The sequence below is a fragment of the Mycolicibacterium peregrinum genome (genome assembly GCF_001665625.1).
In the GTDB taxonomy this organism is placed as follows: Bacteria; Actinomycetota; Actinomycetes; order Mycobacteriales; family Mycobacteriaceae; genus Mycobacterium; species Mycobacterium peregrinum_B.
This window is the reverse complement of record NZ_LZSY01000044.1, coordinates 1-24,981: the sequence shown is the minus strand read 5'-3', so window position 1 is coordinate 24,981 and position 24,981 is coordinate 1. Positions and strand designations below refer to the sequence as shown.

Annotated in this window: 25 protein-coding genes; 17 read left to right on the top strand and 8 right to left on the bottom strand. The window is 67.6% G+C overall.

Features of this window, described 5'->3' with window-relative positions; genetic code table 11:
* Positions 1-201, bottom strand: coding sequence for a hypothetical protein (locus A5779_RS05890; protein WP_064879886.1), 201 nt, complete (start codon positions 199-201; stop codon positions 1-3).
* A 33-nt stretch (positions 202-234) separates the two neighbouring features.
* Positions 235-1,161 (bottom strand): NADP-dependent oxidoreductase, encoded by a 927-nt coding sequence (locus A5779_RS05885; protein WP_064879884.1) that lies wholly within the window; start codon positions 1,159-1,161, stop codon positions 235-237.
* 78 nt (positions 1,162-1,239) lie between these two features.
* On the opposite strand from A5779_RS05885, the gene A5779_RS05880 reads away from it, so the two are divergent.
* The 9 genes from A5779_RS05880 (at position 1,240) to A5779_RS05840 (ending at position 9,487) form a co-directional block, all read left to right on the top strand.
* Positions 1,240-2,499, top strand: a complete 1,260-nt coding sequence (locus A5779_RS05880; protein ID WP_064879882.1) for an HNH endonuclease — start codon at positions 1,240-1,242, stop codon at positions 2,497-2,499.
* A 99-nt stretch (positions 2,500-2,598) separates the two neighbouring features.
* Positions 2,599-4,923, top strand: coding sequence for an endopeptidase La (gene lon, locus A5779_RS05875; RefSeq protein ID WP_064879880.1), 2,325 nt, complete (start codon positions 2,599-2,601; stop codon positions 4,921-4,923).
* A 102-nt stretch (positions 4,924-5,025) separates the two neighbouring features.
* A complete protein-coding gene (locus tag A5779_RS05870; RefSeq protein ID WP_064879878.1) occupies positions 5,026-5,817 on the top strand; it encodes a lysophospholipid acyltransferase family protein in 792 nt (263 codons plus the stop codon).
* 61 nt (positions 5,818-5,878) lie between these two features.
* Complete coding sequence (gene cycA, locus A5779_RS05865) at positions 5,879-7,318, top strand: D-serine/D-alanine/glycine transporter (protein ID WP_064879876.1); 1,440 nt, start codon at positions 5,879-5,881, stop codon at positions 7,316-7,318.
* Positions 7,319-7,337: 19 nt separating this feature from the next.
* On the top strand, positions 7,338-7,727 hold the full coding sequence (locus tag A5779_RS05860; RefSeq protein ID WP_064879874.1) for a nitroreductase/quinone reductase family protein: 390 nt from the start codon (positions 7,338-7,340) through the stop codon (positions 7,725-7,727).
* 1 nt (position 7,728) lies between these two features.
* On the top strand, positions 7,729-8,061 hold the full coding sequence (locus A5779_RS05855) for a TfoX/Sxy family protein (protein WP_064879872.1): 333 nt from the start codon (positions 7,729-7,731) through the stop codon (positions 8,059-8,061).
* Between the two features lie 69 nt (positions 8,062-8,130).
* Positions 8,131-8,355, top strand: a complete 225-nt coding sequence (locus A5779_RS05850) for a hypothetical protein (protein ID WP_003881986.1) — start codon at positions 8,131-8,133, stop codon at positions 8,353-8,355.
* Between the two features lie 14 nt (positions 8,356-8,369).
* A complete protein-coding gene (locus A5779_RS05845; protein WP_064879870.1) occupies positions 8,370-9,236 on the top strand; it encodes an oxygenase MpaB family protein in 867 nt (288 codons plus the stop codon).
* The gene (locus A5779_RS05840; protein ID WP_064879868.1) at positions 9,236-9,487 is read left to right on the top strand and encodes a hypothetical protein; all 252 of its coding nucleotides are present in this window, start codon (positions 9,236-9,238) and stop codon (positions 9,485-9,487) included. Before A5779_RS05845 ends, A5779_RS05840 begins: the two co-directional genes overlap by 1 nt.
* On the opposite strand, the gene A5779_RS05835 is transcribed toward A5779_RS05840, so the two are convergent.
* The gene (locus tag A5779_RS05835; RefSeq protein ID WP_064879866.1) at positions 9,455-10,156 is read right to left on the bottom strand and encodes a DUF998 domain-containing protein; all 702 of its coding nucleotides are present in this window, start codon (positions 10,154-10,156) and stop codon (positions 9,455-9,457) included. The two genes, A5779_RS05840 and A5779_RS05835, sit on opposite strands and share 33 nt — an antisense overlap.
* 55 nt (positions 10,157-10,211) lie before the next feature.
* On the opposite strand from A5779_RS05835, the gene A5779_RS05830 reads away from it, so the two are divergent.
* From A5779_RS05830 to A5779_RS05810, 5 genes are all read left to right on the top strand, one after another.
* Positions 10,212-10,793 carry a hypothetical protein gene (locus tag A5779_RS05830; RefSeq protein ID WP_064879864.1) on the top strand — a complete coding sequence of 194 codons (582 nt, stop codon included), beginning with the start codon at positions 10,212-10,214 and terminating at the stop codon, positions 10,791-10,793.
* 9 nt (positions 10,794-10,802) lie between these two features.
* The gene (locus A5779_RS05825; protein WP_064879862.1) at positions 10,803-11,531 is read left to right on the top strand and encodes a DUF72 domain-containing protein; all 729 of its coding nucleotides are present in this window, start codon (positions 10,803-10,805) and stop codon (positions 11,529-11,531) included.
* 11 nt (positions 11,532-11,542) lie between these two features.
* Positions 11,543-12,769 carry an NAD(P)/FAD-dependent oxidoreductase gene (locus A5779_RS05820; protein WP_064879860.1) on the top strand — a complete coding sequence of 409 codons (1,227 nt, stop codon included), beginning with the start codon at positions 11,543-11,545 and terminating at the stop codon, positions 12,767-12,769.
* Between the two features lie 153 nt (positions 12,770-12,922).
* Positions 12,923-13,567, top strand: a complete 645-nt coding sequence (locus tag A5779_RS05815; RefSeq protein ID WP_064879999.1) for a hypothetical protein — start codon at positions 12,923-12,925, stop codon at positions 13,565-13,567.
* On the top strand, positions 13,567-16,716 hold the full coding sequence (locus tag A5779_RS05810) for a helicase HerA domain-containing protein (protein ID WP_064879858.1): 3,150 nt from the start codon (positions 13,567-13,569) through the stop codon (positions 16,714-16,716). The genes A5779_RS05815 and A5779_RS05810 overlap by 1 nt, the downstream gene beginning before the upstream one ends.
* On the opposite strand, the gene A5779_RS05805 is transcribed toward A5779_RS05810, so the two are convergent.
* Positions 16,686-18,173 carry an acetyl-CoA acetyltransferase gene (locus A5779_RS05805; protein WP_064879997.1) on the bottom strand — a complete coding sequence of 496 codons (1,488 nt, stop codon included), beginning with the start codon at positions 18,171-18,173 and terminating at the stop codon, positions 16,686-16,688. The genes A5779_RS05810 and A5779_RS05805 overlap by 31 nt on opposite strands.
* 128 nt (positions 18,174-18,301) lie before the next feature.
* On the opposite strand from A5779_RS05805, the gene A5779_RS05800 reads away from it, so the two are divergent.
* Entirely contained in the window at positions 18,302-20,671 is a 2,370-nt protein-coding gene (locus A5779_RS05800) for a phosphoketolase family protein (RefSeq protein WP_064879856.1), read from the top strand.
* A gap of 51 nt (positions 20,672-20,722) precedes the next feature.
* Positions 20,723-21,487 (top strand): CPBP family intramembrane glutamic endopeptidase, encoded by a 765-nt coding sequence (locus A5779_RS05795; protein WP_064879854.1) that lies wholly within the window; start codon positions 20,723-20,725, stop codon positions 21,485-21,487.
* Here the strand turns inward: A5779_RS05795 and A5779_RS05790 are convergent.
* The gene (locus A5779_RS05790; protein ID WP_064879851.1) at positions 21,484-22,062 is read right to left on the bottom strand and encodes a CGNR zinc finger domain-containing protein; all 579 of its coding nucleotides are present in this window, start codon (positions 22,060-22,062) and stop codon (positions 21,484-21,486) included. The genes A5779_RS05795 and A5779_RS05790 overlap by 4 nt on opposite strands.
* A gap of 119 nt (positions 22,063-22,181) precedes the next feature.
* Here A5779_RS05790 and A5779_RS05785 point away from each other — a divergent pair, with 119 nt between their 5' ends.
* Positions 22,182-22,655 carry a hypothetical protein gene (locus tag A5779_RS05785; RefSeq protein ID WP_064879849.1) on the top strand — a complete coding sequence of 158 codons (474 nt, stop codon included), beginning with the start codon at positions 22,182-22,184 and terminating at the stop codon, positions 22,653-22,655.
* Positions 22,656-22,664: 9 nt separating this feature from the next.
* Here the strand turns inward: A5779_RS05785 and A5779_RS05780 are convergent, their stop codons facing one another.
* The 3 genes from A5779_RS05780 to A5779_RS05770 all read right to left on the bottom strand — a co-directional run.
* Positions 22,665-23,666: a zinc-binding alcohol dehydrogenase family protein gene (locus A5779_RS05780; protein WP_064879995.1), complete on the bottom strand. Its 1,002-nt coding sequence runs from the start codon at positions 23,664-23,666 to the stop codon at positions 22,665-22,667.
* A 28-nt stretch (positions 23,667-23,694) separates the two neighbouring features.
* Complete coding sequence (locus A5779_RS05775) at positions 23,695-23,997, bottom strand: GlsB/YeaQ/YmgE family stress response membrane protein (RefSeq protein ID WP_055114503.1); 303 nt, start codon at positions 23,995-23,997, stop codon at positions 23,695-23,697.
* 147 nt (positions 23,998-24,144) lie between these two features.
* A partial coding sequence (locus A5779_RS05770; protein WP_064879847.1) for an APA family fibronectin-binding glycoprotein occupies positions 24,145-24,981 on the bottom strand: 837 nt, incomplete at its 5' end.

Here is a 24,981-nt window from a genome sequence, read left to right as displayed (position 1 = left end):
CTATTTCGACGAGAGCTTGCGCCAGCTGAAAGCCGCGATCACGATGCCGATCACCGCGGTGATCGGACCGATGACCGACCAGGTGACGGTGTTGCTCATCGGGCTGCCCTGCAGCACCCCGAATCCCTGTAGCGCCCAGATGAGCCCGAACAGCGCCACGAGCACACCGACCGCGAACGCCACGACATATCCCCTGTTCATGATTGGGATGCTACGTCGCGCAGGCACCATCGGTCACGGCTGCAGCACCAATTTCCCTCTGGTATGGCGCTTTTCCAGCTCGGTGTACGCAGCCCGGACATCGTCGAGGGCGAACACTCCGGCAATCGGCACGTCGAGTTCCCCGTCGGCTGCGAGATTCGCCAACTCCGCGATGATCGCGATGTCAGCGCCCTCGGCATTTCCGGCACTCTGGACACCGAACTCCTCGATGGCCGGGAAATCAATGATGGTGTCGACGCGTTCGGGAGTCACACCCAGCTCGTCGACGGCCAGCTTCACGTATCCGCCGCCGAAGAAATCGAGGAAAGCGTCGACGCGCCCCGACGGGGACGCGGCGCGGATCCGGGCGGCCAGAGCGTCGCCGTAGTTGACCGGGATGGCGCTGTGCGCCCGCAGCCAGTCATCGTTCGCGGACCCGGCGATGCCGAGCACTGTGGCGCCGGCGCGCTTGGCGAGCTGCACCGCGATGGTGCCGACACCGCCGGCGGCACCCGCGATCGCCACCGTGTCCCCGGGCTGCAGTCGCACGGCGCGTACCGCGGCGTAGGCCGTGGCCCCCACGACATACAGCGATCCGGCTACCTCCCACGGCAGGGCGGGCGGCTTGGGAGCCAATTGGGTGACGGGCACGGCCACGTATTCGGCGTGGCTGGCGCGCGCGTCGGTGAACCCGAGAACCTCGTCCCCGACCTCGAACCCGGTCACCTCCGGCCCGAGCTCCGCCACCACACCCGCGAGGTCGCTGCCCTGCCCCGAGGGAAAAGTGGCCGGAAACCGGTCGTGCAGCGCACCACGACGGATCATGGCCTCACCGGGATTGATCCCGGCGGCGCGGACCTTCACGAGCACCTCGCCGGCAGCCGGCACGGGCCGCGGCACATCACGGACCTGCAGGACGTCGATCCCGCCGTATTCATCGAACTGAACTGCCTTGCTCATACGGCGTACGACGAATCGGCAGCCGAAAACATTCCGGACTGCCCGCATCTGTCCGACCCCGGGCGTAATATCGCACACATGTTCGAATCGATCGCGAAGGTTGATCCCACCGCCGACGAGGCGGCGCTGCAGGACCGAATCGCCGAACTCGAACGCCTCAAATGCGCCGCCGCAGCCGGACAAGCCCGCGCCACCGTCGCCCTGGAGTCCGCCCGACACGCCGCCGAAGCCGCCACCAGGGTCCCTGTCACACGACGTGGCCGCGGGCTGGGTTCAGAGATCGGACTGGCCCGCATGGATTCACCGGCCAACGGCCGCCAACACCTCTCCGCGGCCCGCATCCTCGTCCACGACCTGCCCCACACCCTCGCTGCCCTGGAATGCGGGGTACTCACCGAAGCCCGCGCCCGGCTGATCGTCCGCGAAGCTGCCTGCCTGTCCCCCGCCGACCGGAACCGCCTCGACCATCAACTCTGCGCCGACCACACCAGCCTGATCGGCCTCGGCGACACCCGCATCCGCAACGACGCCAAAACCATTGCCTACCAACTCGACCCGATAGCCGTCATCAACCGCGCCGCCCGCGCACCCGAAGACCGCAATGTCACCTTCCGCCCCGCTCCCGACGCCATGGCCTTTGTCACCGCGCTGCTGCCCGCCACCGACGCGGCATCCGTGCGCTCCGCCCTCACCGATGCAGCCGACCGCTGTGCCGACGGCCGCAACCGCGGCCAAGCCATGGCCGACACCCTGGTAGCCCGCGTCACCGGCCGCGACGTCACCACACCGGTCCCGGTCGCGGTCGACCTCGTGCTCTCCGACGACACCCTGTTCGCCGGCGGCACCCAACCCGCATACCTGCAGGGTCACGGACCCATCCCCGCCGCAACAGCCCGACACATGATCGGCAACGCACTCGCCCATGACGACTCCTGGGCCACCCTGCGACGGCTCTATGCAGCCCCCGACACCGGCGCCCTCGTCGCCATGGAGTCCCGATCGCGACGCTTCCCGAAAGGCCTCGCCCGGTTCATCACGCTCCGCGATCAAACCTGCCGCACCCCGTACTGCGATGCCCGGATCCGCCACATCGACCCCCACCACAACCACGGGCCGACCTCCGCGGCCAATGGCCAAGGGCTCTGCGAACACTGCAACTACGCCAAAGAAGCACCCGGGTGGCAGGTCGTGGCCGGAGTCGACGAGTTCGGCCGCCACACCACCGACCACATCACCCCCACCGGCGCCACCTACCGATCCACCGCGCCGCCACTGGCCGGCGGCCTGCGGATACTCACCCGCGAGATCCACGTCGTGATCAACAAACGCGCCGCTTAGCTTCCGTTCACTCACGGCGAACTCGGACACCCGGACGCGCAGGGAACAAACCTGGCCCCACCAAGGTTGAGCGCATCAGACTGAACTTTGGAGGTATTGATGCCTGAACAAATCGCAGTGCCCGTCCTGTTCTTGAGTGAGCCGATCGTGCTGCCCGGAATGGTGGTGCCCGTCGAACTCGACGACGCCGCCCGCGCGGCCGTCGACGCCGCTCAGGCCAGCGAATCGGGCAAGCTGCTGATCGCGCCCCGCCTGGACGACCGCTACCCCACACACGGGGTGATCGCGTCGATCGTGCAGGTCGGGCGCATGCCCGGCGGGGCAGAAGCCGCCGTCGTGCGCGGTGAACGCCGGGCACACATCGGCTCCGGAACCACCGGGCCGGGCGCGGCCCTGTGGGTCGAGGTGGAAGAAGCCGCCGAACCCGAATCGGTGACCGACGACACCAAGGCGCTGGCCGCCGAGTACAAGAAGCTGCTGCTGGCCATGCTGCAGCGGCGCGAGGCCTGGCAGATCGTCGACGTGGTCAACAAGATCACCGACCCGTCGGCCCTGGCCGACACGGCCGGCTACGCCTCGTACCTGACCGATGTGCAGAAGCGTCAGCTCCTGGAGACCGAGGACGCGGCCGAGCGGCTGCGTGTGCTCATCGACTGGACCGGCGAGCACCTGGCCGAGGTCGAGGTCAACGACAAGATCGCCGAGGACGTCCGGTCCGGGATGGACAAGCAGCAGAAGGAATTCCTGCTGCGCCAGCAGCTGGCGGCCATCCGTAAGGAGCTGGGCGAAGGCGAACCCGAGGGCTCAGACGACTATCGGGCCCGCGTCGAGGCCGCCGACCTTCCGGAAAAGGTGCGGGAGGCGGCGCTGCGCGAGGTCGGCAAGCTGGAACGCTCCAGCGACCAGAGCCCCGAGGGCGGCTGGATCCGAACCTGGCTGGACACTGTGCTGGATCTGCCATGGAACGAGCGCACCGAGGATTCGACCGACCTCAAGGGTGCCCGCGAGATCCTGGACGCCGACCACCACGGACTGGACGACGTCAAAGACCGCATCGTCGAATACCTGGCCGTCCGGGCCCGTCGGGCCCAGCGCGGCATGGCCGTCGTCGGCGGACGTGGTTCGGGTGCCGTGATGGTGCTGGCCGGTCCGCCCGGGGTCGGCAAGACCTCGCTGGGAGAGTCCGTGGCCCGCGCGCTGGGTCGCAAGTTCGTGCGCGTCGCCCTGGGCGGCGTCCGTGACGAGGCCGAGATCCGTGGCCACCGGCGCACCTACGTCGGGGCGCTACCCGGCCGCGTCGTTCGGGCTATCGGCGAAGCGGGCTCGATGAACCCTGTTGTGCTGCTCGACGAGATCGACAAGGTGGGCTCCGACTACCGAGGCGATCCGTCGGCCGCGCTGCTGGAGGTGCTCGACCCGGCGCAGAACCACACGTTCCGCGACCACTACCTGGAGCTGGATCTGGATCTGTCCGACGTGGTGTTCCTGGCGACGGCCAACGTCATCGAGAACATCCCGTCCGCGCTGCTGGACCGCATGGAGCTGATCCAGCTCGACGGCTACACCGAGGACGACAAGGTCGCCATCGCGCGTAACTACCTGCTCCCCCGGCAGGCCGAGCGCGCGGCGCTGACCGACGCCGAGGTGACGGTGACGGACGCGGCACTACGCAAGATCGCCGCGGACTACACCCGCGAGCCGGGCGTCCGGCAGTTCGAGCGGTTGCTGGCCAAGGCGCTGCGCAAGGTGACCACGAAGTTGGACTCGACAGAATCCCCCATCACGATTGATGAGCCGAATCTGGTTGAGTACCTGGGCCGTCCGCGGTTCACGCCGGAATCCACCGAACGCACCGCGGTGCCGGGTGTGGCGACCGGTCTGGCCGTCACCGGCCTGGGCGGCGACGTGCTCTACATCGAGGCCAACTCGAACGAGGGCGAGTCCGGGTTGAAACTGACCGGTCAGCTGGGCGACGTCATGAAGGAGTCGGCGCAGATCGCGCTGTCCTACGTGCGGGCCCACGCCGAACAGCTGGGCGTCGATCCCAAGGCACTGGACCGCCAGATCCACGTTCACGTGCCCGCGGGCGCGGTGCCCAAGGACGGGCCGTCGGCCGGCGTCACCATGGTGACCGCGCTGGTGTCGATGGCCACCGGGCGGCAGGTGCGCGGCGATGTCGGCATGACCGGTGAGGTCACGCTGAACGGCCGGGTGCTGCCCATCGGCGGCGTCAAGCAGAAGCTGCTGGCGGCGCAGCGGGCCGGGTTGAAGACCGTGTTCATCCCGGCGCGCAACGAGCCCGATCTGGATGAGGTTCCGGCCGAGGTGCTGGAGGCTTTGGAAGTCAAGCCGATGACCGACGTGGCCGACATCATCGCCCTGGCGCTGGAACCCGTCCGCGAGTCGACGTCGGCCGCCGCGTAAAGCAGCCGACGGCTTCCCGTCAAAACCGCCGTCCGCCGTTGTGACCGAAAGTCGCAACGGCGGACGGTTTATTTATTCGGTATTTGGGTCAATCTGGCGGCGATGGACGAAAGCGAGCTCGACCAGTGGGATCCCGCCGTCACCCGACAGATGAGGTCGTTGGCGGACCCGATCGCGAAGTGGTGGTTCCGCTCCGAGGTCCGCGGTCTGGAGAACATCCCGGGACACGGCGGTGCGCTCGTGGTCGCGAATCACTCCGGCGGCATGCTGACGCCCGACGTCCTGGTCTTCGCGCCGGAGTTCTACCGCCACTTCGGATACGACCGTCCGCTGTACACGCTCGCCCATTACGGCGTACTGCTCGGTCCGACCGGGGATCTGTTCCGGCGGCTCGGGGTGATCCACGCCAGCCGGGAGAACGCGGCGGCTGCCCTGCAGTCCCGCGCGGTGGTGCTGGTGTTTCCCGGCGGCGACTACGACGCCTACCGGCCCACCGCCGAGTCGAACACCATCGACTTCAACGGGCGAACCGGATACGTCCGCACCGCGCTCGCCGCCGGTGTCCCGATCGTGCCGACCGTCTCGATCGGCGCCCAGGAAAGCCAGCTGTTCCTGACCCGGGGCAACTGGCTGGCCAAGCGCCTCGGGCTGCCCCGCATCCGCCTGGACATCCTGCCCGTGAGCATCGGGCTTCCGTTCGGCCTCAGCGTCCTCGTGCCACCCAACCTGCCCCTGCCGACCAAGATCGTCACCGAGGTCCTGCCCCCGATCGACATCACAGCCCGGTTCGGCGCCGACCCTGATGTCGACGCCGTCGACACGCACATCCGGGAAGTCATGCAGACGGCACTGAACCGGCTCGCCTCACAGCGCCGGTTCCCGATACTGGGCTAGCCGCCGAGGAAATGCCGGGCTGGCTGCAGCCGTCATCTCCTCGCCTGCAATCCTTCACGGTGTGACGTCAGATACATCCACGGACGAACGGCACCTTTCCCGTCAGCTGTCGAACCGGCACATCCAGCTGATCGCCATCGGCGGCGCGATCGGAACGGGCCTGTTCATGGGCTCCGGAAAAACCATCTCGCTGGCCGGCCCGTCGGTGCTCTTCGTCTACATGATCATCGGCTTCATGCTGTTCTTCGTCATGCGGGCCATGGGCGAACTGCTGCTGTCCAACCTGCATTACAAGTCGTTCGCCGATTTCGCCGCGGACCTGCTCGGCCCGTGGGCGGGGTTCTTCACCGGCTGGACCTACTGGTTCTGCTGGATCGTCACGGGCGTGGCCGACGTGGTGGTGATCGCCGGCTACGTGGCCTTCTGGTGGCCGGACCTGCCGCTGTGGATACCAGCGCTCGCCACGGTCGTGGTGCTCATCGGACTGAACCTTCCGACCGTGCGGGCGTTCGGTGAGACCGAGTTCTGGTTCGCCTTGATCAAGATCATCGCGATCGTGACGTTGATCGTGATCGGCCTGGTCATGATCTTCACCAGCTTCACCGCCCCCACCGGCGCCCAGGCGTCCTTCGCGAATCTGTGGAACGACGGCGGCTTCTTCCCCACCGGCCCAATGGGATTCGTGGCCGGATTCCAGATCGCGACCTTCGCTTTCGTCGGGATCGAACTGGTGGGCACCACCGCCGCCGAGGCCAAGGACCCCGAGCGCAACCTGCCCAAGGCGATCAACTCGATCCCGGTGCGCGTCATGCTCTTCTACGTCGCCGCGCTGACCATCATCATCGCGGTCACGCCGTGGCGCGAGATCGATCCCAAGCTCAGCCCTTTCGTCGCCATGTTCAGCCTCGCGGGCCTGGGGATCGCGGCGTCGGTGGTCAACTTCGTGGTGCTCACCTCGGCGACGTCGTCGGCCAACTCCGGTATCTACTCGACGTCCCGAATGGTCTACGGCCTGGCCGCCGAAGGTGACGCACCCGGACTGTTCGGTCGGCTGACCTCGCGACGCGTGCCCGCCAATGCGTTGTTCCTGTCCGGCGTGTTCCTGCTGTCGGGTGTGGTGATGGTGGCCGCCGGCGACTCGATCGTCGCCGCGTTCACGTTGGTCACGACGATCTCGTCGCTGTGCTTCATCTTCGTTTGGACGATCATCCTGGTGAGCTACCTCGTCTACCGGAAGCGTCGGCCGGAACTGCACGAGGCATCGAAGTTCAAGATGCCCGGCGGCGTCGTGATGTGTTACGTCGTCTTGGCCTTCTTCGCGTTCCTGCTGTGGGCGTTCACTCAGAGGGAAGACACCCTGCAGGCCGAACTGGTGACACCCGCGTGGTTCCTGGTTCTGGGTATCGCCTGGATGGTGTTGCGGCGTCGCCCAGGACATCTGGCCCGCGAGGCCAAGTTCCACGCCGACCTCGAGTCCGCCGAGTCGAAGGATTCCGACTGATCTTCGGTAGGGTTGCGCCATGGTGGACCTTCGTGATCTGAAGCGACGCGTCATCCACGGCGCCCAACGCCGCATCGTCAACCCGGTCGGGCGCCAACTCCCCCTGACCATGCTCGAGACCGTCGGCCGCAAAACCGGCCAACCGCGGCACACCGCCGTGGGCGGCCGGGTCATCGGGAAGTCCTTCTGGATGGTGTCCGAGCACGGCGACCGATCGCATTACGTGCTGAACATCAAGGCCGATCCTGCGGTACGGGTCCGGATCAACGGGACCTGGCGGACCGGGACGGCGCACCTGCTACCCGACGACGACCCGGTGGCCCGGCTCAAAGAGCTACCGACGCTCAACAGCGCGGTGGTCCGCACCGTGGGCAGCGACCTGCTCACCGTTCGCATCGATCTCGACTGACATGGCCTTCGACCCCGACCTGGCCAACCGCATCCGCGAGCTGACCGCCTCCGAGGGCGGTCTCGACGAGAAGCGCATGTTCGGGGGGTTGGCGTTCCTGGTCAACGGCAACATGGCGGTGGCCGCGACCCGGGAAGGCGGCCTGATGGTGCGGGTCGCGCGGGACGACGGCGAGAAACTGCTGCAACGCGAGCACGTCGAGCCCATGGTGATGGGTGGCCGGGAGATGCGCGGCTGGCTGCGGATCGCCGGCCCCGGCGTGAAGACCCGACGGCAGCTGCAATCGTGGGTCGCCCGGGGTATCGACTACGCCAAGAGCCTGCCGCCCAAGTAGTTTTCGGGACGCCGACCAGAATCGCCATTAACATAGAGCCCGCCTGACAACGACGGGGGCGCACTTCTCATGTTGACCGCAGTACGCAAGATTCTCGGCTTTCAAATGACCATCGCCGAGTGGATCGGGACCGCCATCATCCTCGCGGTCCCCTATCTGCTCATCGGCCTGATCTGGTCGCTCACCCACACCAGCCACCTGGCCGGCATGCACGGGGCCGACGCCGTGGTGTCCTTTCTGGGCTCCATCGTGTCCTGGCCGGTGCTGCTGTTCACCAACGTGTGCATGGCCTGACGGGGAGAGTGCGCATGACTTCCACCTCTGCCAACCGGATCTCGATCACCCGGCGAACGTCGCGCTGGTCCGACGACGACGTCACCATCGCCGATGCGATGGACCTCTGGGGCTTCGCCGCAGGCGCGGCCAACGTGATCATGCAACTGTCCGCGCCCGGCGTCGGCTACGGCGTCGTGGAGAGCACCGTGGATTCGGGCAATCTGCTCAAACATCCGTGGAAACGGGCCCGCACCACCCTGAGCTATCTGGCGGTGGCCATCCTGGGCAACGCCGAGGACCGGGCGGCGTTCCGCGATGCCGTCGACACCGCGCACCGGCAGGTCCGTTCCGGGCCGGCAAGCCCAGTGCAGTACAACGCCTTCGACCGTGACCTGCAGATGTGGGTGGCAGCCTGCCTGTTCGTCGGGCTCGAGGATGTCTACCAACTGCTGCGTGGCGAGATGACCGAAGCCCAAGCCGAGCAGTTCTACCACTCCGCCGCCACACTGGGCACCACCTTGCAGGTCGACGAGCAGCAGTGGCCGCCGACACGGTCCGATTTCGACAGCTACTGGGATACCGCCTGCGCGCAGGTGCAGATGGACGATGTGGTCCGGCAATACCTGCATGACCTCGTGGATCTGCGGATGATAAACCCGTTGCTGCGCATACCGTTCCGGCCGCTGCTGAAGTTCCTGACCGCCGGATTTCTCGCGCCGGTGTTCCGGGACGCCGTCGGCTTCGGTTGGGGCCGCGGACGGCAACGGTTGTTCGAATGGCTGTTTCTGTCCGTGGCGTTCGGCAATCGGTTCCTGCCCGTGTTCATCCGGCAGGGCGGCAGCTATCTGCTGCTCGCCGATGTGCGCCGGCGGGTGGCGGCCGACAAGGCGCTGATCTGATGCACCGGATTCACCGGATCCTGGGCCACAAGCTCAGCGTCGAACAGGTGCTGGAGACCTTGATGTGGCTGGCCCTGCCCTACCTGGTGATCGGGCTGGTCTGGACGTTCTTCCATCCAGAACAGGTGCAGCTGATCGAGTCGAGTCTGCTGACCAAATTCCCGGCCGGGGCCGACCTGGTGGCCTTCGGCCAGGTGACACTGCTGTGGCCGGTGCTGTTATCGGGCGCCGATGTGTGCGTCGCGATGTGAGCGCAGCAGTCGCGCGCCCACGGCAGCGATGAACAGCCACAGCATTGCTCCGACGACCCAGACCGGCACGTAGTTGAACGTCTCGGGCTGCGCGGCGGCGCCGGCGCCCATGTAGGCGAGGACCGCCAGGATCGCGACCCCGGTCGCCGCCGACATCACCGCCCACACCCGATCGCCGATGCTCGCGAAATACCTTGCCAACACGAAACATCCGCACGTCATGGCCAGGAAGCCCAGCCCGCCGGCCACGCCGTGGATCTTTGCCGAGGTGCTCATCACATCGACGCCGGGATAGCCTTGCGGCGCGTCCGGCGGAAACCCGAACGCCGGATCAGTGGGGTTCAGCCCCGCCACTACACCGGCAGAAAGTCCGTAGAGCATCACGCATACCGCCGCGACCCGGCCAGACAGCACACCCGGGGAGGCGCGCCAGATCCCCGCTCCGAAGGCCATCAGCAGCAGGCCGGAGACGATGAAGTTCGTCGTTTGAACCCAACCCCAATCACCCAGGGCCAGAGTAGAATTGGCGTGCCGCGTCAGATCGAAGCCGGGACGGGTGAACGCCAGGATGAGCGACACCGTCGAGATCAGCAATCCAGCGGCCACTCCGGCGGCGAGCAACGCCGTGGTGAATCGGGGCGCCGCCGCCGGGCGCGCGTCGGGAGTCACGGAAAGTCGACGCTACCGTTCCGGCCTCGACGACAGTTGGCTAGGGTCTTGCGTCGTGAAGGCTTGCCTCGTCCGCTGTGCAATCTTTGGAGCCGCCGCCGCCGCGCTCACCGGATGCACGTCGGGAACCGTCGTAAACACCGACGATGCCGCCGCGCCCCCACCGGCCAGCACCACCGCATCACCGCCCCAGTTCGGCACCGCAAACCTGGTCAACGCCGCCGAGTACGCCATCGAGGTCAACGGCCGCAAGGGCTATTACTTCAGCACCCCGAGCGGGCGCTGGCAGTGCGCGATCCTGCCCCGCGACCGCGCCGGGTGCCAACCGGCCGGTGGCACCTCGACGATGAGCGTGACGGGTTCCCCCGAAACGGTGCCCGATGCCACGGGCGCTACCGCGGCGCCGAATGCCCTTGTCCTCGACCGGGACACCGACGCGCATTTCGCCAACCTCGCGCAGCCGGATTTCGCGCAGTCGGCCGCGGTCGTACTGCCGTTCGGCAAGGTGCTCGCGGTGGCGGGATTTCGCTGCAACGTCCAGGAGCAGTCCGGGGTGTCCTGCGTGCGGGAAGTGACAGGCCGAGGTTTCACGTTCTCTGCCGAGGGCTACACCCTGCACTACACAGACGTCCCCTAGAAGTGACAGATGATCAGGATCGGCACCTCTGGCTGGTCGTACGACCACTGGAACGGGGTGCTCTATCCACGCGGCACCCCGGCCAAGTCCCGGCTCGCCCACTACGTTGACGAGTTCGACACCGTCGAACTCAACGGCAGCTTCTACCGCTGGCCCGCGGATGCGACGTTCACCGGGTGGCGCGACCAGATGCCCGAAGGTTTCACCATGTCGGTCAAGGCGCAGCGCGGTCTGACGCATTACCGGAGACTGCGGTCGCCCGAGAGCTGGACGCCGCGGTTCGAGAAGTACTGGCAGCTGCTCGAACCGCACAACGAAGCACTGCTGGTCCAGCTTCATCCGGCGATCGAGCGGGACGACGAACTTCTCAGCGGTTTCCTTGCCCAACTCCCGCGCCCGATCCGGGTGGCGATGGAGTTGCGGCATCCCTCCTGGCACGAGCCTGCGGTGTATGGGCTGTTGGAGAAATACGGCGCCGCGTATGTCGTGATGAGCGGTCCCGGCTTGACCTGCCGGGCCGTGACCACCAGCGACCTGGTGTACGTCCGCATGCACGGCCCGGCAGACGACGGCCTGTACGCCGGCTGCTACTCCGACGACCAGCTCTCGGAGTGGGCCCAACAGATCCGGCAGTGGGACCGCCACGATCACCGCGTCGTCGTGTATTTCAACAACGATCTCGGTGGTCACGCGGTGCGCAACGCCCGAAAGCTGAGGCTGCTGGTCGCCGGCGAGTAGGCTGGACCGATATGACAACGTCGTCCACAATTGCGATCGTCGGCGGTGGCCTGGCCGGAGCCAAGGCCGCTGAAGCACTGCGGGACAACGACTTTGATGGTCATGTTGTGCTGTTCGCCGCTGAGGACCACCTGCCCTATGAGCGTCCGCCGCTGTCCAAGGAGTACCTGGCCGGCAAGAAGAAGCTCGATGATTTCACCGCCGATCCGGCGGCGTGGTACCGCGACCACAACGTCGAACTACGGCTGGGAACCGAGGTCACCGCCGTCGACGCCGCCGAGCACACGCTTGCACTACCTGACGGCACCACCGTCGGCTACGACAAGCTGCTGCTGGCCACCGGGTCCGCCTCACGGCGACCACCGATCCCCGGAGCCGACGCCGCGGGCGTGCACTATCTGCGCACCATCGACGACGCCGCAGCCCTGAGCGCGGCCCTGACCCCGGGTTCGTCCCTGGCCATCGTGGGGGCCGGATGGATCGGACTGGAGGTCGCCGCCGGTGCGCGCGGCCGCGACGTGAAGGTCACCGTGGTCGAGGCCGCACACCTGCCGCTGCTGGCGGCGCTGGGCGCCGAGGTCGGTGAGGTGTTCGCGAAACTGCACCGTGAACACGGAGTCGACCTACGCCTGGACCAATCGGTGCAGGAGATCACCACGGACAACGGCACCGCCACGGGACTGCGGCTCGGGGACGGCTCGACCGTCGCCGCGGACGCGGTCCTGATCGCCGTCGGCGCGGCACCGAACATCGGACTGGCCGAACAGGCGGGGCTGGCCATCGCAGACGGCGGGGTGCTCGTCGATGCGTCGCTGCGCAGCAGCGATCCCGACATCTACGCCGTCGGCGACATCGCGGCCGCGCAACATCCGTTCTTCGGGGCGCGAATCCGTACCGAGCACTGGGCAAACGCGCTCAAGCAACCCGCGGTGGCTGCCGCGGGGATGCTGGGCAAAAGCGCCGAATACGACGAACTGCCCTATTTCTTCACCGATCAGTACGACCTCGGCATGGAATATGTCGGCCATGCACCCGAATATCAGCGCGTCGTTTTCCGCGGCGACGTTGCTGGGCGCGAATTCGTGGCTTTCTGGCTCGACGCCGACAACCATGTTCTGGCGGGGATGAACGTCAACGTGTGGGATGTCCTTGACGACGTCAAGGCGCTGATCCGATCGGCCGAGCCGGTCGATCCCGACCGCATCGCCGACCCGGCGCAGCCGCTGTCGATCCGGTAGCTGCGGGCACTTCGCCCACTGGCTGGGCGAAAACCCTGCGGCGCAACAAGTTTCTCGCGCGGTCAGGGGTACGCGCTAACGTGCATGGAACACGTGCCCGGCATCAACCCGTCCGCGTGCAAAAAGCGACGACGGCAGGAAGGTGAGCAACCGGTGAATGTCACGCCCGACGACCTGACCGGCACCGAGCAGGCGGTCCTGCTGGTACTGATGGCCGAGTCCCGTCCGGTGGCCAACGCCGAGCTGGAGCGGCTCGGGCCCAAACTCGACAAACCGAAACGCGACCGGCTCAACCGGTTGGGCCTGATCGAGTCCACCGGAACCCGGCCGCTCGTCCATGAACTGACCGACACCGGATGGGCGCTGTGCCGATCCCTGTTCGGCACCGACGCGCCGGCCAGGTCCACCGGACAGGGCAAGGCCCTGTACACGCTTCTTGGTGCGCTGCACCGCTACTTCGAACACGCCGACCTCGTTCCCGCCGACGTGTTCCTGCCTGCCGAGGTGCCCGCCACGGCAGCCGCGCCTACGCCCGCGGCCGGTCCCGAAATCCAGCTGCGTACCGCCTATGCCGGGCTGACCACCCGGCCCGGCGGCTGGGTAAGTCTGCTGCGGCTCCGTCAGGCCGTGCCCGGGCTGCCCCGACCCACCGTCGACGCCGCGCTGATCAGCCTCTACCAGCAGCCTGGCGTCAGCCTGATCCCCGAGGAGAACCAGAAGGTGCTCACCCCCGCCGACCGCGAAGCCGCGGTGGAGATAGGCAACCAGGACAAACACCTGATCGCGATCGAGTCCTGATGGAGTTACAGCATCGCGAAGCGCTCAGCGCGCTCCGCCTGACCTGGGCACCGACCGCCGACGATCTGTGGCATTCGCAGGGCGCGCTCCACGTACGCGGGCTGCACGACCGGCCGATGGCCGACGTGATGGCCGCCTTCGGCGATGCCGAACGCGAAACCGACTCCAGCCCGCTGGGTGTGGTGGTGCGGGGCCCGGCCGGATCCGGCAAGACCCATCTTCTCGGCCAGGTGCGCGAACAGGTGCAAACCGGCGGCGGCTTCTTCTTCCTGGTCGAACTGCTGGATGCCGCCAGCTTCTGGCAGTCCGCCCGCTCAGGGATCCTGGAGAGCCTTGGCCGGCCGGGCAGCGAGCGCGAGACCCAACTCAAAGACCTGCTGTGGGAGCTGTCCTCGGTGGCCCACATCTCCCGGGCCAGCCGGCGGGCCGTGATCGGCGACGACGACCTGACGCCCGAGATCCTGAACGACTTCGTCAACGCGCTGCACAAGGTCCACCGCCACACTGTCAAACGCGCCCACCACACCCTGCGCGCCCTCGTGCTGCTCGGTGCCGGTGACCTCGAGCTGCAGGACATCGGCGAGGCCTTCCTGACCGGCAGCGGCGAAAGGGAGTCCTGGGGGCTGCCCGCACCGACGCTCACCGCGCAGGAATCGGTCCGCGACATCTCACGGCTGATCGCCCTGGCCGGGCCGTCGGTCCTGGCGCTCGACCAGATCGACACGCTGCTGGCCCAGTCCACCGAGCGCACCGACACTGCCGACGCGGGCCCCGACAGAACTGCGGGCAACACCGATCTCGAGCACATCGCACACGGCCTCATGTCGATCCGGCAGACCATGCGTCGCACCGTCGGCGTGGTGGCCTGCCTACCGGCTGCGTGGGAAGCCATCCAGGACCGCGCCACTGCCACCGTTCAGGACAGGTTCCGCACCACCGCGCTGCTGCAGGGTCTGCCGACACCAGACGTCGGTCGCGCCATCCTGGAACGCCGGTTCACCGCCAGCTACGCCTCGATCGGGTTCACCGCGCCCTACCCGAGTTGGCCGATCCTGCCGGCAGCATTCGACGAAGCCACCCAGTACACGCCGCGTCAACTGCTAAAACGCGCCGACACGCATGTCCGCCGGTGCCTGGACCGCGACACGATCGAGGAGCTCTCCAGTCTCACCGCCGAGGCTGCCGGCACGCCCGAAACCGGCTCGGGCGGCGCTGCCCAGGGCGACACCGGCGAACTGGACCGCCGCTTCGCCGATTACCGGCGCCGCGCCGTGACGGTCGCTGCGCTCGACCCCGACGGCGAGGACACCACCATGCCCGGCCTGCTGTCGGCGGCGCTCGACGCCTGGATCACCGAACTCGGTGAGGCCGGGCAGGCGTTCCGTCCCGATCCGCTCCCGGGCCAACGAGTGGTGCTGCATGGGCGGCTTCGCCAGACTCTCGACGCGACTACCGACGACGAACGGCACTGGGCATTCCGCGCCATCTCGTCCGGCAACGCCGTCGCGGTGCAGAACAGGATCCGGAAAGCTTGGGAGGCAACCGGTTTCAATCCAGACCGGCGCCAGCTGTTCCTTCTGCGCAACACCGCGTGGCCCAAGGGCGCCAAAACCACGGTGATGATCGCCGAGTTCGAGGCGGCCGGTGGCCGGGTGCTGCCCATGAGCGAGGACGACGTGCGCACCATGACCGCGCTGCGTGACCTCATCGACGACAACCACCCCGACCTACCCGATTGGCTGCGCCGCCGCCGTCCGGCCCACGGGATCGGCTGGCTGCGTGCCGCCCTCGGAGACATCGCGGGTGATCCTCCGCCACCGGCCCAGATCGATGTGGACGCCGAGCTCGCGACCGGACCCATACGTGTGCAGCCGCCCGCGCCGGCGATCGAACACTCGCCTACCGCGGTGACCCTCGGCCTGGACAGCCCAGGCGGGCGTCCGGTGTCGGTCGACCTGGCCGCGCTGCGCAAGCACACCGCCATCTTCGCGGGCTCCGGGTCGGGGAAGACCGTGCTGATCCGGCGGCTGGTCGAGGAGTGCGCGCTGCGGGGCGTCTCGTCGATCGTGCTCGACCCCAACAACGACCTGTCCCGGCTGGGTGCCCGCTGGCCCGAGAACCCGCCGGGGTGGACGCCGGCGGACGACGAGCGCGCCGACGCGTATTTCGACAATGCCGAGGTCGTGGTGTGGACTCCGCGCCGCTCGACGGGGCGCCCGTTGTCGTTCCAGCCGCTACCGGACTTCGCCAGTGTCATCGACGACGACGACGAGTTCGCCGACGCCGTCGAATCTGCGGTCGCCGCGCTCGAACCGCGCGCCCTGATTGTCGGGAGCACGGCCAAGGCCGAGCGGTCCCGCGCGGTGCTGCGCGAGGCGCTGCGCTACTACGGGGCGAGGCCCTCGACCAGCCTCGACGGCTTCATCGACCTGCTCGCCGACCTGCCCACCGAGGTCAGCGCACTGGGCGGGGCGAACAAGCTGGCCGCCGAGTTGGCTCAGAACCTGCGCGCGGCGACGGTCAACGATCCGTTGTTCGGCGGCGCCGGCGCCGCAGCCGATCCGGGGGTGTTGTTGACACCGTCGCCGGGCTACCGGGCTCGGGTGTCGGTCATCAACATGGCCGGCCTGACCAGCGACCAGCAGCGCGAAGGATTCGTCAACCAGTTGCAGATGGCGCTGTTCGCCTGGATCAAACGCAACCCGGCCGGTGACCGGCCGTTGGGCGGATTGCTGGTGATGGACGAGGCGCAGAACTTCGCCCCGTCCAGCCATACGACCGCGTCGACACACAGCACCCTGGCGCTGTCATCGCAGGCCCGGAAGTATGGGCTCGGGTTGGTGTTCGCCACGCAATCCCCGCGCGGTCTGCACAACCACATCCCTGGCAATGCGACCACGCAGTTCTATGGTCTGCTGAACTCCCCCGCCCAGATCGCGGTGGCCCGGGAGATGGCCCGGGTGAAGGGCGGCCACGTGCCCGACATCAGCAAGCTGCGTTCAGGCCAGTTCTATCTGGCGTTGGAAGGCAATGCCTTTCACAAGATCCAGACTCCCTGGTGCCTGTCCTACCACCCGCCCAGCCCGCCGACCACCGACGAGGTGCTGGCGCTGGCGGCTCAGAGCAGGGTCGCGCTGCCGTCGGCGTGAACCCGTACCTTCGCCCCGGCGATGTCGGATGTCATGGTCGCCGCTGCCTGTGACTCGTCGACGATCCGGGCCAGCGTACGTCCGTCATCGGGGGTACGCACCGCCAGGAAGGCGCGCTCCGCGGTGCCGTCGCGACCGACCGGCGTGGTCCACGATTCCACCGTGCCGGTGCCTGTGAACTCCACCTGCAGTGCCCGGGTGGGCTCGGCGTCGACCTCGGACTGCACGTCCTGCCAACGGAATTCATGAGTCGGTGGCTCTGTGCCGTACACCCCGAAACTGTGTTTGGTGAGGTAACCGCCGTTGGCGGTGATCAGCCCCCGGGTCCCGGGATTCGCCACGAGTTTCTCGGCCATGGTGGCGATCGAATGGGACACGTAGTTGTTCCACGGCCCACCGGCGAAGGTCAGCCCGCCGGTGACCGTCAGCGGCCGGGCCGGATCGGCCAGCAGCAGACCGATTTCGGCCGCCGCCACCTGCACCGCAGACGGGAAGCAGGAGTACACGTCGATGAAGTCGACCTCGTCGACGTCCACTCCGGCCAGTTCGAGAACGCGCCGTCCGGCGATCCGGATCGCCGGCGACTTGTAGAGTTCGGCCCGCTCGCCGATCGCGTAGGTATCGTGCGAATCCGTTCCGGCATACGGGAAAACCCAACGGTCGGTGGGGATCTGAAGATACGTTGCCTTCTCGACGGTAGTCAGGATCAGCACCGCACCCTGGTTGACCATGTTGTTCGAGTTCATCAACTTGGTGTAGGGCCAGCTGATCATCCGGTTGTCCGGGCCCGGCTGCCAGATCTGCTCGGCAGGCACCGTCTCCCGGCTCCAGGCGTGCGGGTTGTCGGTCGCCACCGCACTGAACCGAGACCACAACTCGCCGATCCGCCTGCGGTGCTCATCGCTGGTCTCACCGGCCGCGATCCGCAGTGCCTGCTCGAGCATCGGATACACGTAGGCCGGTCGGTCCAGATTGATCCGGAGTTCGGCCTCACCGGCCATCGGCACGCCCTCGTGCGCGCCCGGCGCCTCCGGCACCGATTCGTCCTGACGGGTCCAGTCCGGCTTGGTCCCGAGTTTGCGCAGCCGGCTTCGGGTGCGCCAGGTCTCGGCGCCCGCGATCAACACCACCTCGGCCCGTCCGCCCTGCAGGTCCAGACAGGCCTCGTTCACCAACGACTGCGGGACGTTGCCGCCCACCCCCGTATAGCGTGTCGCCGCCTTGCCGGCCCGGATGCGTTGCGCCAACAGCAAACCCGGATCCCGGTAATGCCAGGACAGCAGGTTCACGATCCGCACCGAGTCGACAACCTCCAGCACCCGCGGATCTGCGGCCTCCCGAGCGGCCGCGACCATCAGATCGACCGGCTCGACATCCGGATTCTCCGCCCGGTGGTTGACCTGGCCGTAACCGACGAGGACCGGAGTGCGTGGGTCGACCGTGCTGCGGACGGGCATGCTGTCGAACCTAACCGACGCGAACGCGACCGCGTCGACGGTGCGCTTCGCGCGGCGTTGGTTGAGCGGTACGAATTCGGGTACCCGGAACGCGCGCACCATTCACCGACAACCGCCACTATGGGGACATGAGCGACGCGACTGGATCACCGGCACTCACCGACACAGAACTCGAGCAGCTCAACGCTTACTGGCGGGCGGCGAACTACCTGTCCGTCGGCCAGATCTATCTCCTGGACAACCCGCTGCTCGACGAACCGTTGGCCGCCGAACACGTCAAGCCGCGACTGCTGGGCCACTGGGGCACCACCCCGGGGCTGAACCTGCTGTACGCCCATCTCAATCGGATCATCCGGGAACGCGACGCGAACATCATCTACGTCACCGGACCCGGTCACGGTGGCCCGGGGCTGGTGGCCAACGCCTACCTGGAAGGCACCTACAGCGAGGTCTACTCCGCCATCGGGCAGAACACCGACGGTCTGCGGAAACTGTTCCGCCAGTTCTCGTTTCCCGGTGGGATACCGAGTCACGTGGCCGCGGAGACACCCGGCTCCATCCACGAGGGTGGCGAACTCGGGTACGCCCTGGTGCACGCCTATGGGGCCGCGTTCGACAATCCGGACCTGGTGGTGGCCTGCGTAATCGGCGACGGCGAAGCCGAGACCGGACCGCTGGCTGCCAGCTGGCATTCGAACAAGTTCCTCAACCCGGTCGTCGACGGCGCGGTGTTGCCCATCCTGCATCTCAACGGCTACAAGATCGCCAACCCCACAGTGCTGTCCCGGATTCCGCAAGAGGAACTCGAATCACTGTTGTACGGCTACGGCTACCGGCCCATCACCGTCGCCGGGGACGACCCGGCCAACGTGCACCAGCAGCTGGCCGCGGCCATGGACGAGGCGTTCGACCAGATCGCCGCGATCCAACGTGCGGCCCGTCTCGACGGGGAGGCGGGCCGTCCACTGTGGCCGATGATCATCCTGCGCACCCCCAAAGGCTGGACGGGCCCTCATGAGGTGGACGGCAAACTGGTCGAGGGCACCTGGCGCTCGCATCAGGTGCCGCTGTCGGAAACCCGGACCAACCCGTCGCACATGGCCCAGCTCGAGACATGGCTGCGCAGCTACCGACCCGACGAACTGTTCGACGCCGACGGCGCGCTGCGGCCCGATCTCCGGGCCCTCGCCCCGTCAGGCACCCGGCGGATGAGCGCCAACCCGCACGCCAACGGCGGCCTGCTGCTGCGTGACCTCGACCTGCCCGACTTCGCCGACTACGCGGTCACCGTGGAGAGCCCCGCCACGGACACCGCGGAGGCCACCCGCGTGCTCGGCACATTCCTGCGGGATGTCATCGCGAACAATCCGGACCGCTTCCGGCTGATGGGTCCCGACGAGACCGCCTCCAACCGCCTGGCCGCCGTGTTCGAGAAGACCGACAAGACATGGCAGGCCGAGACCCTGCCCGTCGACGAGAACCTGGCCCCCGACGGCCGGGTGATGGAGGTGCTGTCCGAACACCTCTGCCAGGGCTGGCTGGAGGGCTACCTCCTCACCGGCCGGCACGGGCTGTTCAACTGCTACGAGGCCTTCGTCCACATCGTCGACTCGATGATGAACCAGCACGCCAAATGGCTGTTCAGCAGCTCGCACCTGACGTGGCGCCGGCCGATCGCGTCACTCAACTACCTGCTGACCTCGCACGTCTGGCGTCAGGACCACAACGGCGCGTCGCATCAGGATCCTGGCTTCATCGACCACGTCGCCAACAAGCGCCCCGAGGTGGTGCGGGTGTACCTGCCGCCGGACGCCAACACGCTGCTGTCGGTGGCCGACCACTGCCTGCGCAGCCGCCAGTACGTGAACGTGATCGTGGCGGGCAAACAACCGGCCCTGACGTATCTGACGATGGACGAGGCCATCGCACACTGCACCCGCGGGTTGGGGATCTGGGAGTGGGCCAGCAACACCACCGGCGAACCCGACGTCGTGCTCGCCTGCGCCGGTGACATCCCGACCCTGGAGACGCTGGCGGCGGCCGACATCCTGCGTCGCCGGCTCCCCGAGGTGAAAGTCCGGGTGGTCAACGTCGTCGACATCATGCGCCTGCAACCCGAGTCCGAACACCCGCACGGCCTTTCCGAGAGCGAATTCGATTCGATCTTCACCACGGACAAACCGGTCATCTTCGCCTATCACGGCTACCCGTGGCTGATCCACCGGCTGGCCTACCGCCACACCAACCACGACCAGCTGCACGTGCGTGGGTTCAAAGAGCGGGGCACGACGACCACACCGTTCGACATGGTGATGCTGAACGACCTCGACCGCTTCCATCTGGTCATGGACGTGATCGACCGGGTCGACGGGCTGGCGGTCAGGGCCGCCGGGCTGCGCCAGGAGATGGTCGACGCCCGGCTGGCGGCCCGCAGCTACACGCGCGAGCACGGCGAGGACGATCCGGCGATCTCGGAATGGACCTGGACCGTGGAGTGATCAACCGCTGTGACCTGGGTAATTGCGCCGCACCGGTACGATTGCGACGTTATGTCTGATCAGAGCGCCGTGGCCGCGCACCCACATCCGCTGGTGGCCCAGCTCTCTGCATTGCATCACTTCCGCATCTATGCCGACATCGGCATCGTCGTCGTCATCCTCACGGTGACCAACCTGATCGCGCACTTCACCACCCCGTGGGCCAGCATCGCCACGGTTCCGGCCGCCGCGGTCGGCCTGTTGATCCTGGTGCGCGCCCGAGGCCTGGGCTGGGCCGAACTAGGGCTCGGCCGCGAGCACTGGCGCGCGGGTGTGGGCTATGCGCTGGGCGCCGTCGCACTCGTGGTGTCGGTGATCGCAATCGGGGCGGCGCTGCCGTGGACCCGACCGATGTTCATGAACGACAACTACGCCACCGTCTCCGGCGCACTTCTGGCGTCGATGGTGATCATCCCGCTGCAGACCGTGATCCCCGAGGAACTGGCGTTCCGCGGTGTCCTGCACGGAGCCCTCAACCGGGCCTGGGGTTTTCGCGGTGTGGCCGCCGGCGGTTCGCTGTTGTTCGGCCTGTGGCACATCGCCAGTTCGCTCGGACTGACGAGCGAGAACGTCGGCTTCACCCGACTGTTCGGCGGCGGCGTGTTCGGCATGATCGCCGGTGTCGTACTCGCCGTGATCGCCACCGGCGTCGCCGGCTTCGTGTTCACCTGGCTGCGCCGGCGCAGCGGCAGCCTGATCGCGCCGATCGCCCTGCACTGGTCGCTCAACGGCGTCGGTGCACTGGCCGCCGCCCTCGTGTGGCACCTGTCGACCTAACTGCCTGCGCGTCTGCGCGCTCTGAACTCCCGGTTCTTCAGCATGTTCCCGCAGCTGGACATGTCGCACCAGGTACCGCCGTGGTTGCGGGACCGGTCATAGAACGCCCACGTGCATTCGTCGTTCGCACATGCCTTCAGGCGGGCCCAGGTACCGTCCCGCTGCGCGTCGCGCATCACCAGCAGCAGCTCGAGCAGGCGCTCACCCACATTCTCGCCTGCGGCTGACAACTCCACCTGCCCGTCGGGGGCCAGGTCGACCTTTGCGGTCGAGGTATCGGCGAGCGCCTTCAGTACCGCGAGGTGATCGGCCTGCGGTGCCGGGCCGCCGCTGTGGTGGATCAGCAGCGCACGCAGCGCCTCGCGCACCTTTCGCACCAGGTCGAGCTCGGCTGCCGTCGGGCTGGCACCGGCAGCGAGCAACCCGTTGGCGACCAGCCACGGTGTTGCGTCGTCGGGATGGGCGAGGCGATCTGTTCCGGCAGGCAGTTCGATCGTGTTGACCAAGGCCTGGATCCGGGCCAGCGGCCCGGGCGCGGGTTTGGTCTCGGTGTCGCCGATCCACCTCGTCGTCATGACACCAGCGTACCGCCGTGACCGTTAAATTGGTTTGACTAGTCACTCGTGACCGGCGTACGGTTTTAGATAGTCATGATCAACGGACTCGGGCACCACGGAAACTACGAGGTATCGCCATGAACGACAACCGAATTTCTGCGACACCGGCGCTCACACCCCGTCGTGCACCCGTCCCCCGCCGCCCGTCCATCCGGGCACGCCTCACCGCACGGATCCGATCCGGTCGCCTCGACGCCATGCTGGCCGTCGGCACCCCGACACCTCCGGGAAGCGCCATCGCGGCCCGCGCCGCACGACTCACGTCGATCACCGAGCGTGTTGCCATCGCTCGGGTGTTACGCCGCTGTGTACACGAAGGCGCCAACGACACCATCGTCTGGTCGTCACGAATACCGTTGCACCGAAAGAACATTGCTGCAGCCGAGACGACGATCGATGCCATCACCCTTCGGCTGCATTCGCCACTGCCGGTCAATGCGCGCGGGATGGCCCGACTCAACAGGGTGATCAACGACGGGCTCGGCCCTCTGTACGCCTACGGCCACGGCGATCTCGACGGTCGACTGGGCGCCGCGCTCGCAGCGCTCTGAAGGTCTCCGCTACCCGCGGAGCACCGCCGCGCCCGCGATGCGGCCGGCACTCAGGTCGGCCAGCGCCTCATCGGCGCGATCCAGGGCGTACTCGGGTGTGCTGACCGCCATCCGGTGCGCACCGGCGAACGCCAGGAAATCGCGGGCATCGGCGCGGGTATTGGCGGTCACCGAGCGGATCTCCCGCTCCTGGAACAGGTGCCGTTGATAGTTCAAGGCCGGGATGTCGGTGAGGTGGATGCCCGCGATCGCCAGGACGCCGCCGCGATCCAGGGCCGCCAGCGCAGGCAACACCAGATCCCCGACCGGGGCGAAGAGGATTGCGGCATCCAACGGCTCTGGCGGCATGTCGGCGCTGCCCTGCACCGACGACGCGCCCAGCGCCAGGGCGAGTTCGCGGGCCCGCTCGCCACGGGTCATCACATGCACGCGGGCCCCCTGCGCCAACGCCACCTGCGCCGTCAGGTGCGCGCTGCCGCCGAAACCGTAGAGCCCCAACCGCCCAGCCGACGGTAGGTCGGTGCGCAGCAGGGCGCGATAGCCGATGATGCCGGCGCACAGCAGCGGCGCCAGCTCGACGTCGGAGTATCCGGTCGGTAACCGCAAGGCGAAGGCCGCCGGGACGGTGGTGAAGTCGGCGTAACCGCCGTCGGCATCCCAGCCGGTGTAAAGCGAAGACGGACAGAGATTCTCTCGTCCGCGCAGGCAGTAGACACACTGCCCGCAGGTGTGCCGCAGCCACGCCACACCAACCCGATCACCGACGGCGAACCCGCCACCCGCATCGGCACCGACCGCGACGACCTCTCCGACGACCTCATGCCCGGGGATCACCCGTGGCCGATGCACGGCCAAATCCCCTTCGGCCACATGCAGATCGGTACGACACACCCCGCAGGCCAGGACCTTGACGAGCAGTTCGTCAGGCCCGGGCTGCGGGGTGGACACGGTAACCCGTTGCAGCGGATGGGAACTCATCGGACCGGGGACAACGACCTGCCAGGCCGTCATGGTCCCCGTGTCCATCATCGACGCCGGATCAGTTGCCTCTGCGCACCAGTCCGACGAGCCAGAGCAGGATCACCGACCCGAGGATGGCGGTGAAGAGGGTGAACCACCAGCCGCCGCCTCCTGTGTTGAGGAAGAAGCTGAGCAGGAATCCACCGATGAGCGCACCGATCACGCCGATGACGATGTTCATCAGAATGCCGGAGCCACCGCCCTTGACGATCTTGCCGGCGATCCAGCCGGCGATCGCACCGATGATGATGTAGCCGATCCAGCCAACGCTGGTCAGCGTGGAGGAACGAGCCAGGATTTCGGTTGCTGCCATTACATCCATTACAGGTCTCCTACCTGTCACTGGCTATGCCCAGCGGGCTCGCTGAGCCACACCCCAGATGTACCTCCCGAACGTAACAATTCGGTTGGCCAAATGGGAACGATCAGCGCTCGCCTGCGAGATTCTGGCGTTCCGCGTACCCCGGCGTCAGGCCGGGGGCTGCATCTCCGGCGGAGCGTTGGTGACCGGGACCGGCACGCCGACACCCGGGTGCGCCGGGTCGGCCGGCGGTGGCGGCGCGTTGGGGTCGGGAGCGGCTGACGCCGGCGGCGTCCACGGCCGGATCGAGTTGGCCAGGGTCGCGGCCGCCGCCTTGTCCACGGGATGGCTCGCCGAACCCAGCCAGACCACGAACCAGCGTTCCGGAGCCCGCTGTCCGCGCGGGGTGCCCGGGGCAGGCGGTGCACCGACCACGCCGGCCCAGATCTGGCCGTTGGGCTTGTTGGTGTCGGTGAACTTCACCTCGTAGTACGAGGCGACGCCGGACAGCCCGTTGGCGTCGAGCGGCACGGTCTCCTGGTTCACCCGGGTTCCGGGGAACGGCATGAAGAACTCACCCATGTCGGAGGCCAACCGGACAGCTGCCTTCGCATTGTCGGCCTCGGCGCCCGCGAACAGCTTCAGGTCCAGGCGCCCCAGCAGCACGCTGGTGTCGTTCGGCGGCTCGGGTGTGCCCTCGGGCGGAAGCTTGGTCAACAACGCCTGCCCGTAGGACAACTGGGTCGCGTCGGACACCTTCCATCCGCCGGGTACGACATAGCTGAAGCCGCCGGCGGCGTTGTCCACACGGCCGGGTTCCGGCGCGGGGGCCGGGGCGGGAGCGTTCGGGTCGACCGGCGCAGGCGCAGGCGCGGGTGCGTTGGGATCGACAGGCGGAGCCGGAACCGGAGCTCCGGGGGCGGGCGCCGGGGCCGGAGCCGGCGCGCCAGGTGCAGGTGCAGGAGCGCCAGGTGCAGGCGCGGGGGCGGGCGCCGGGGCCGGCAT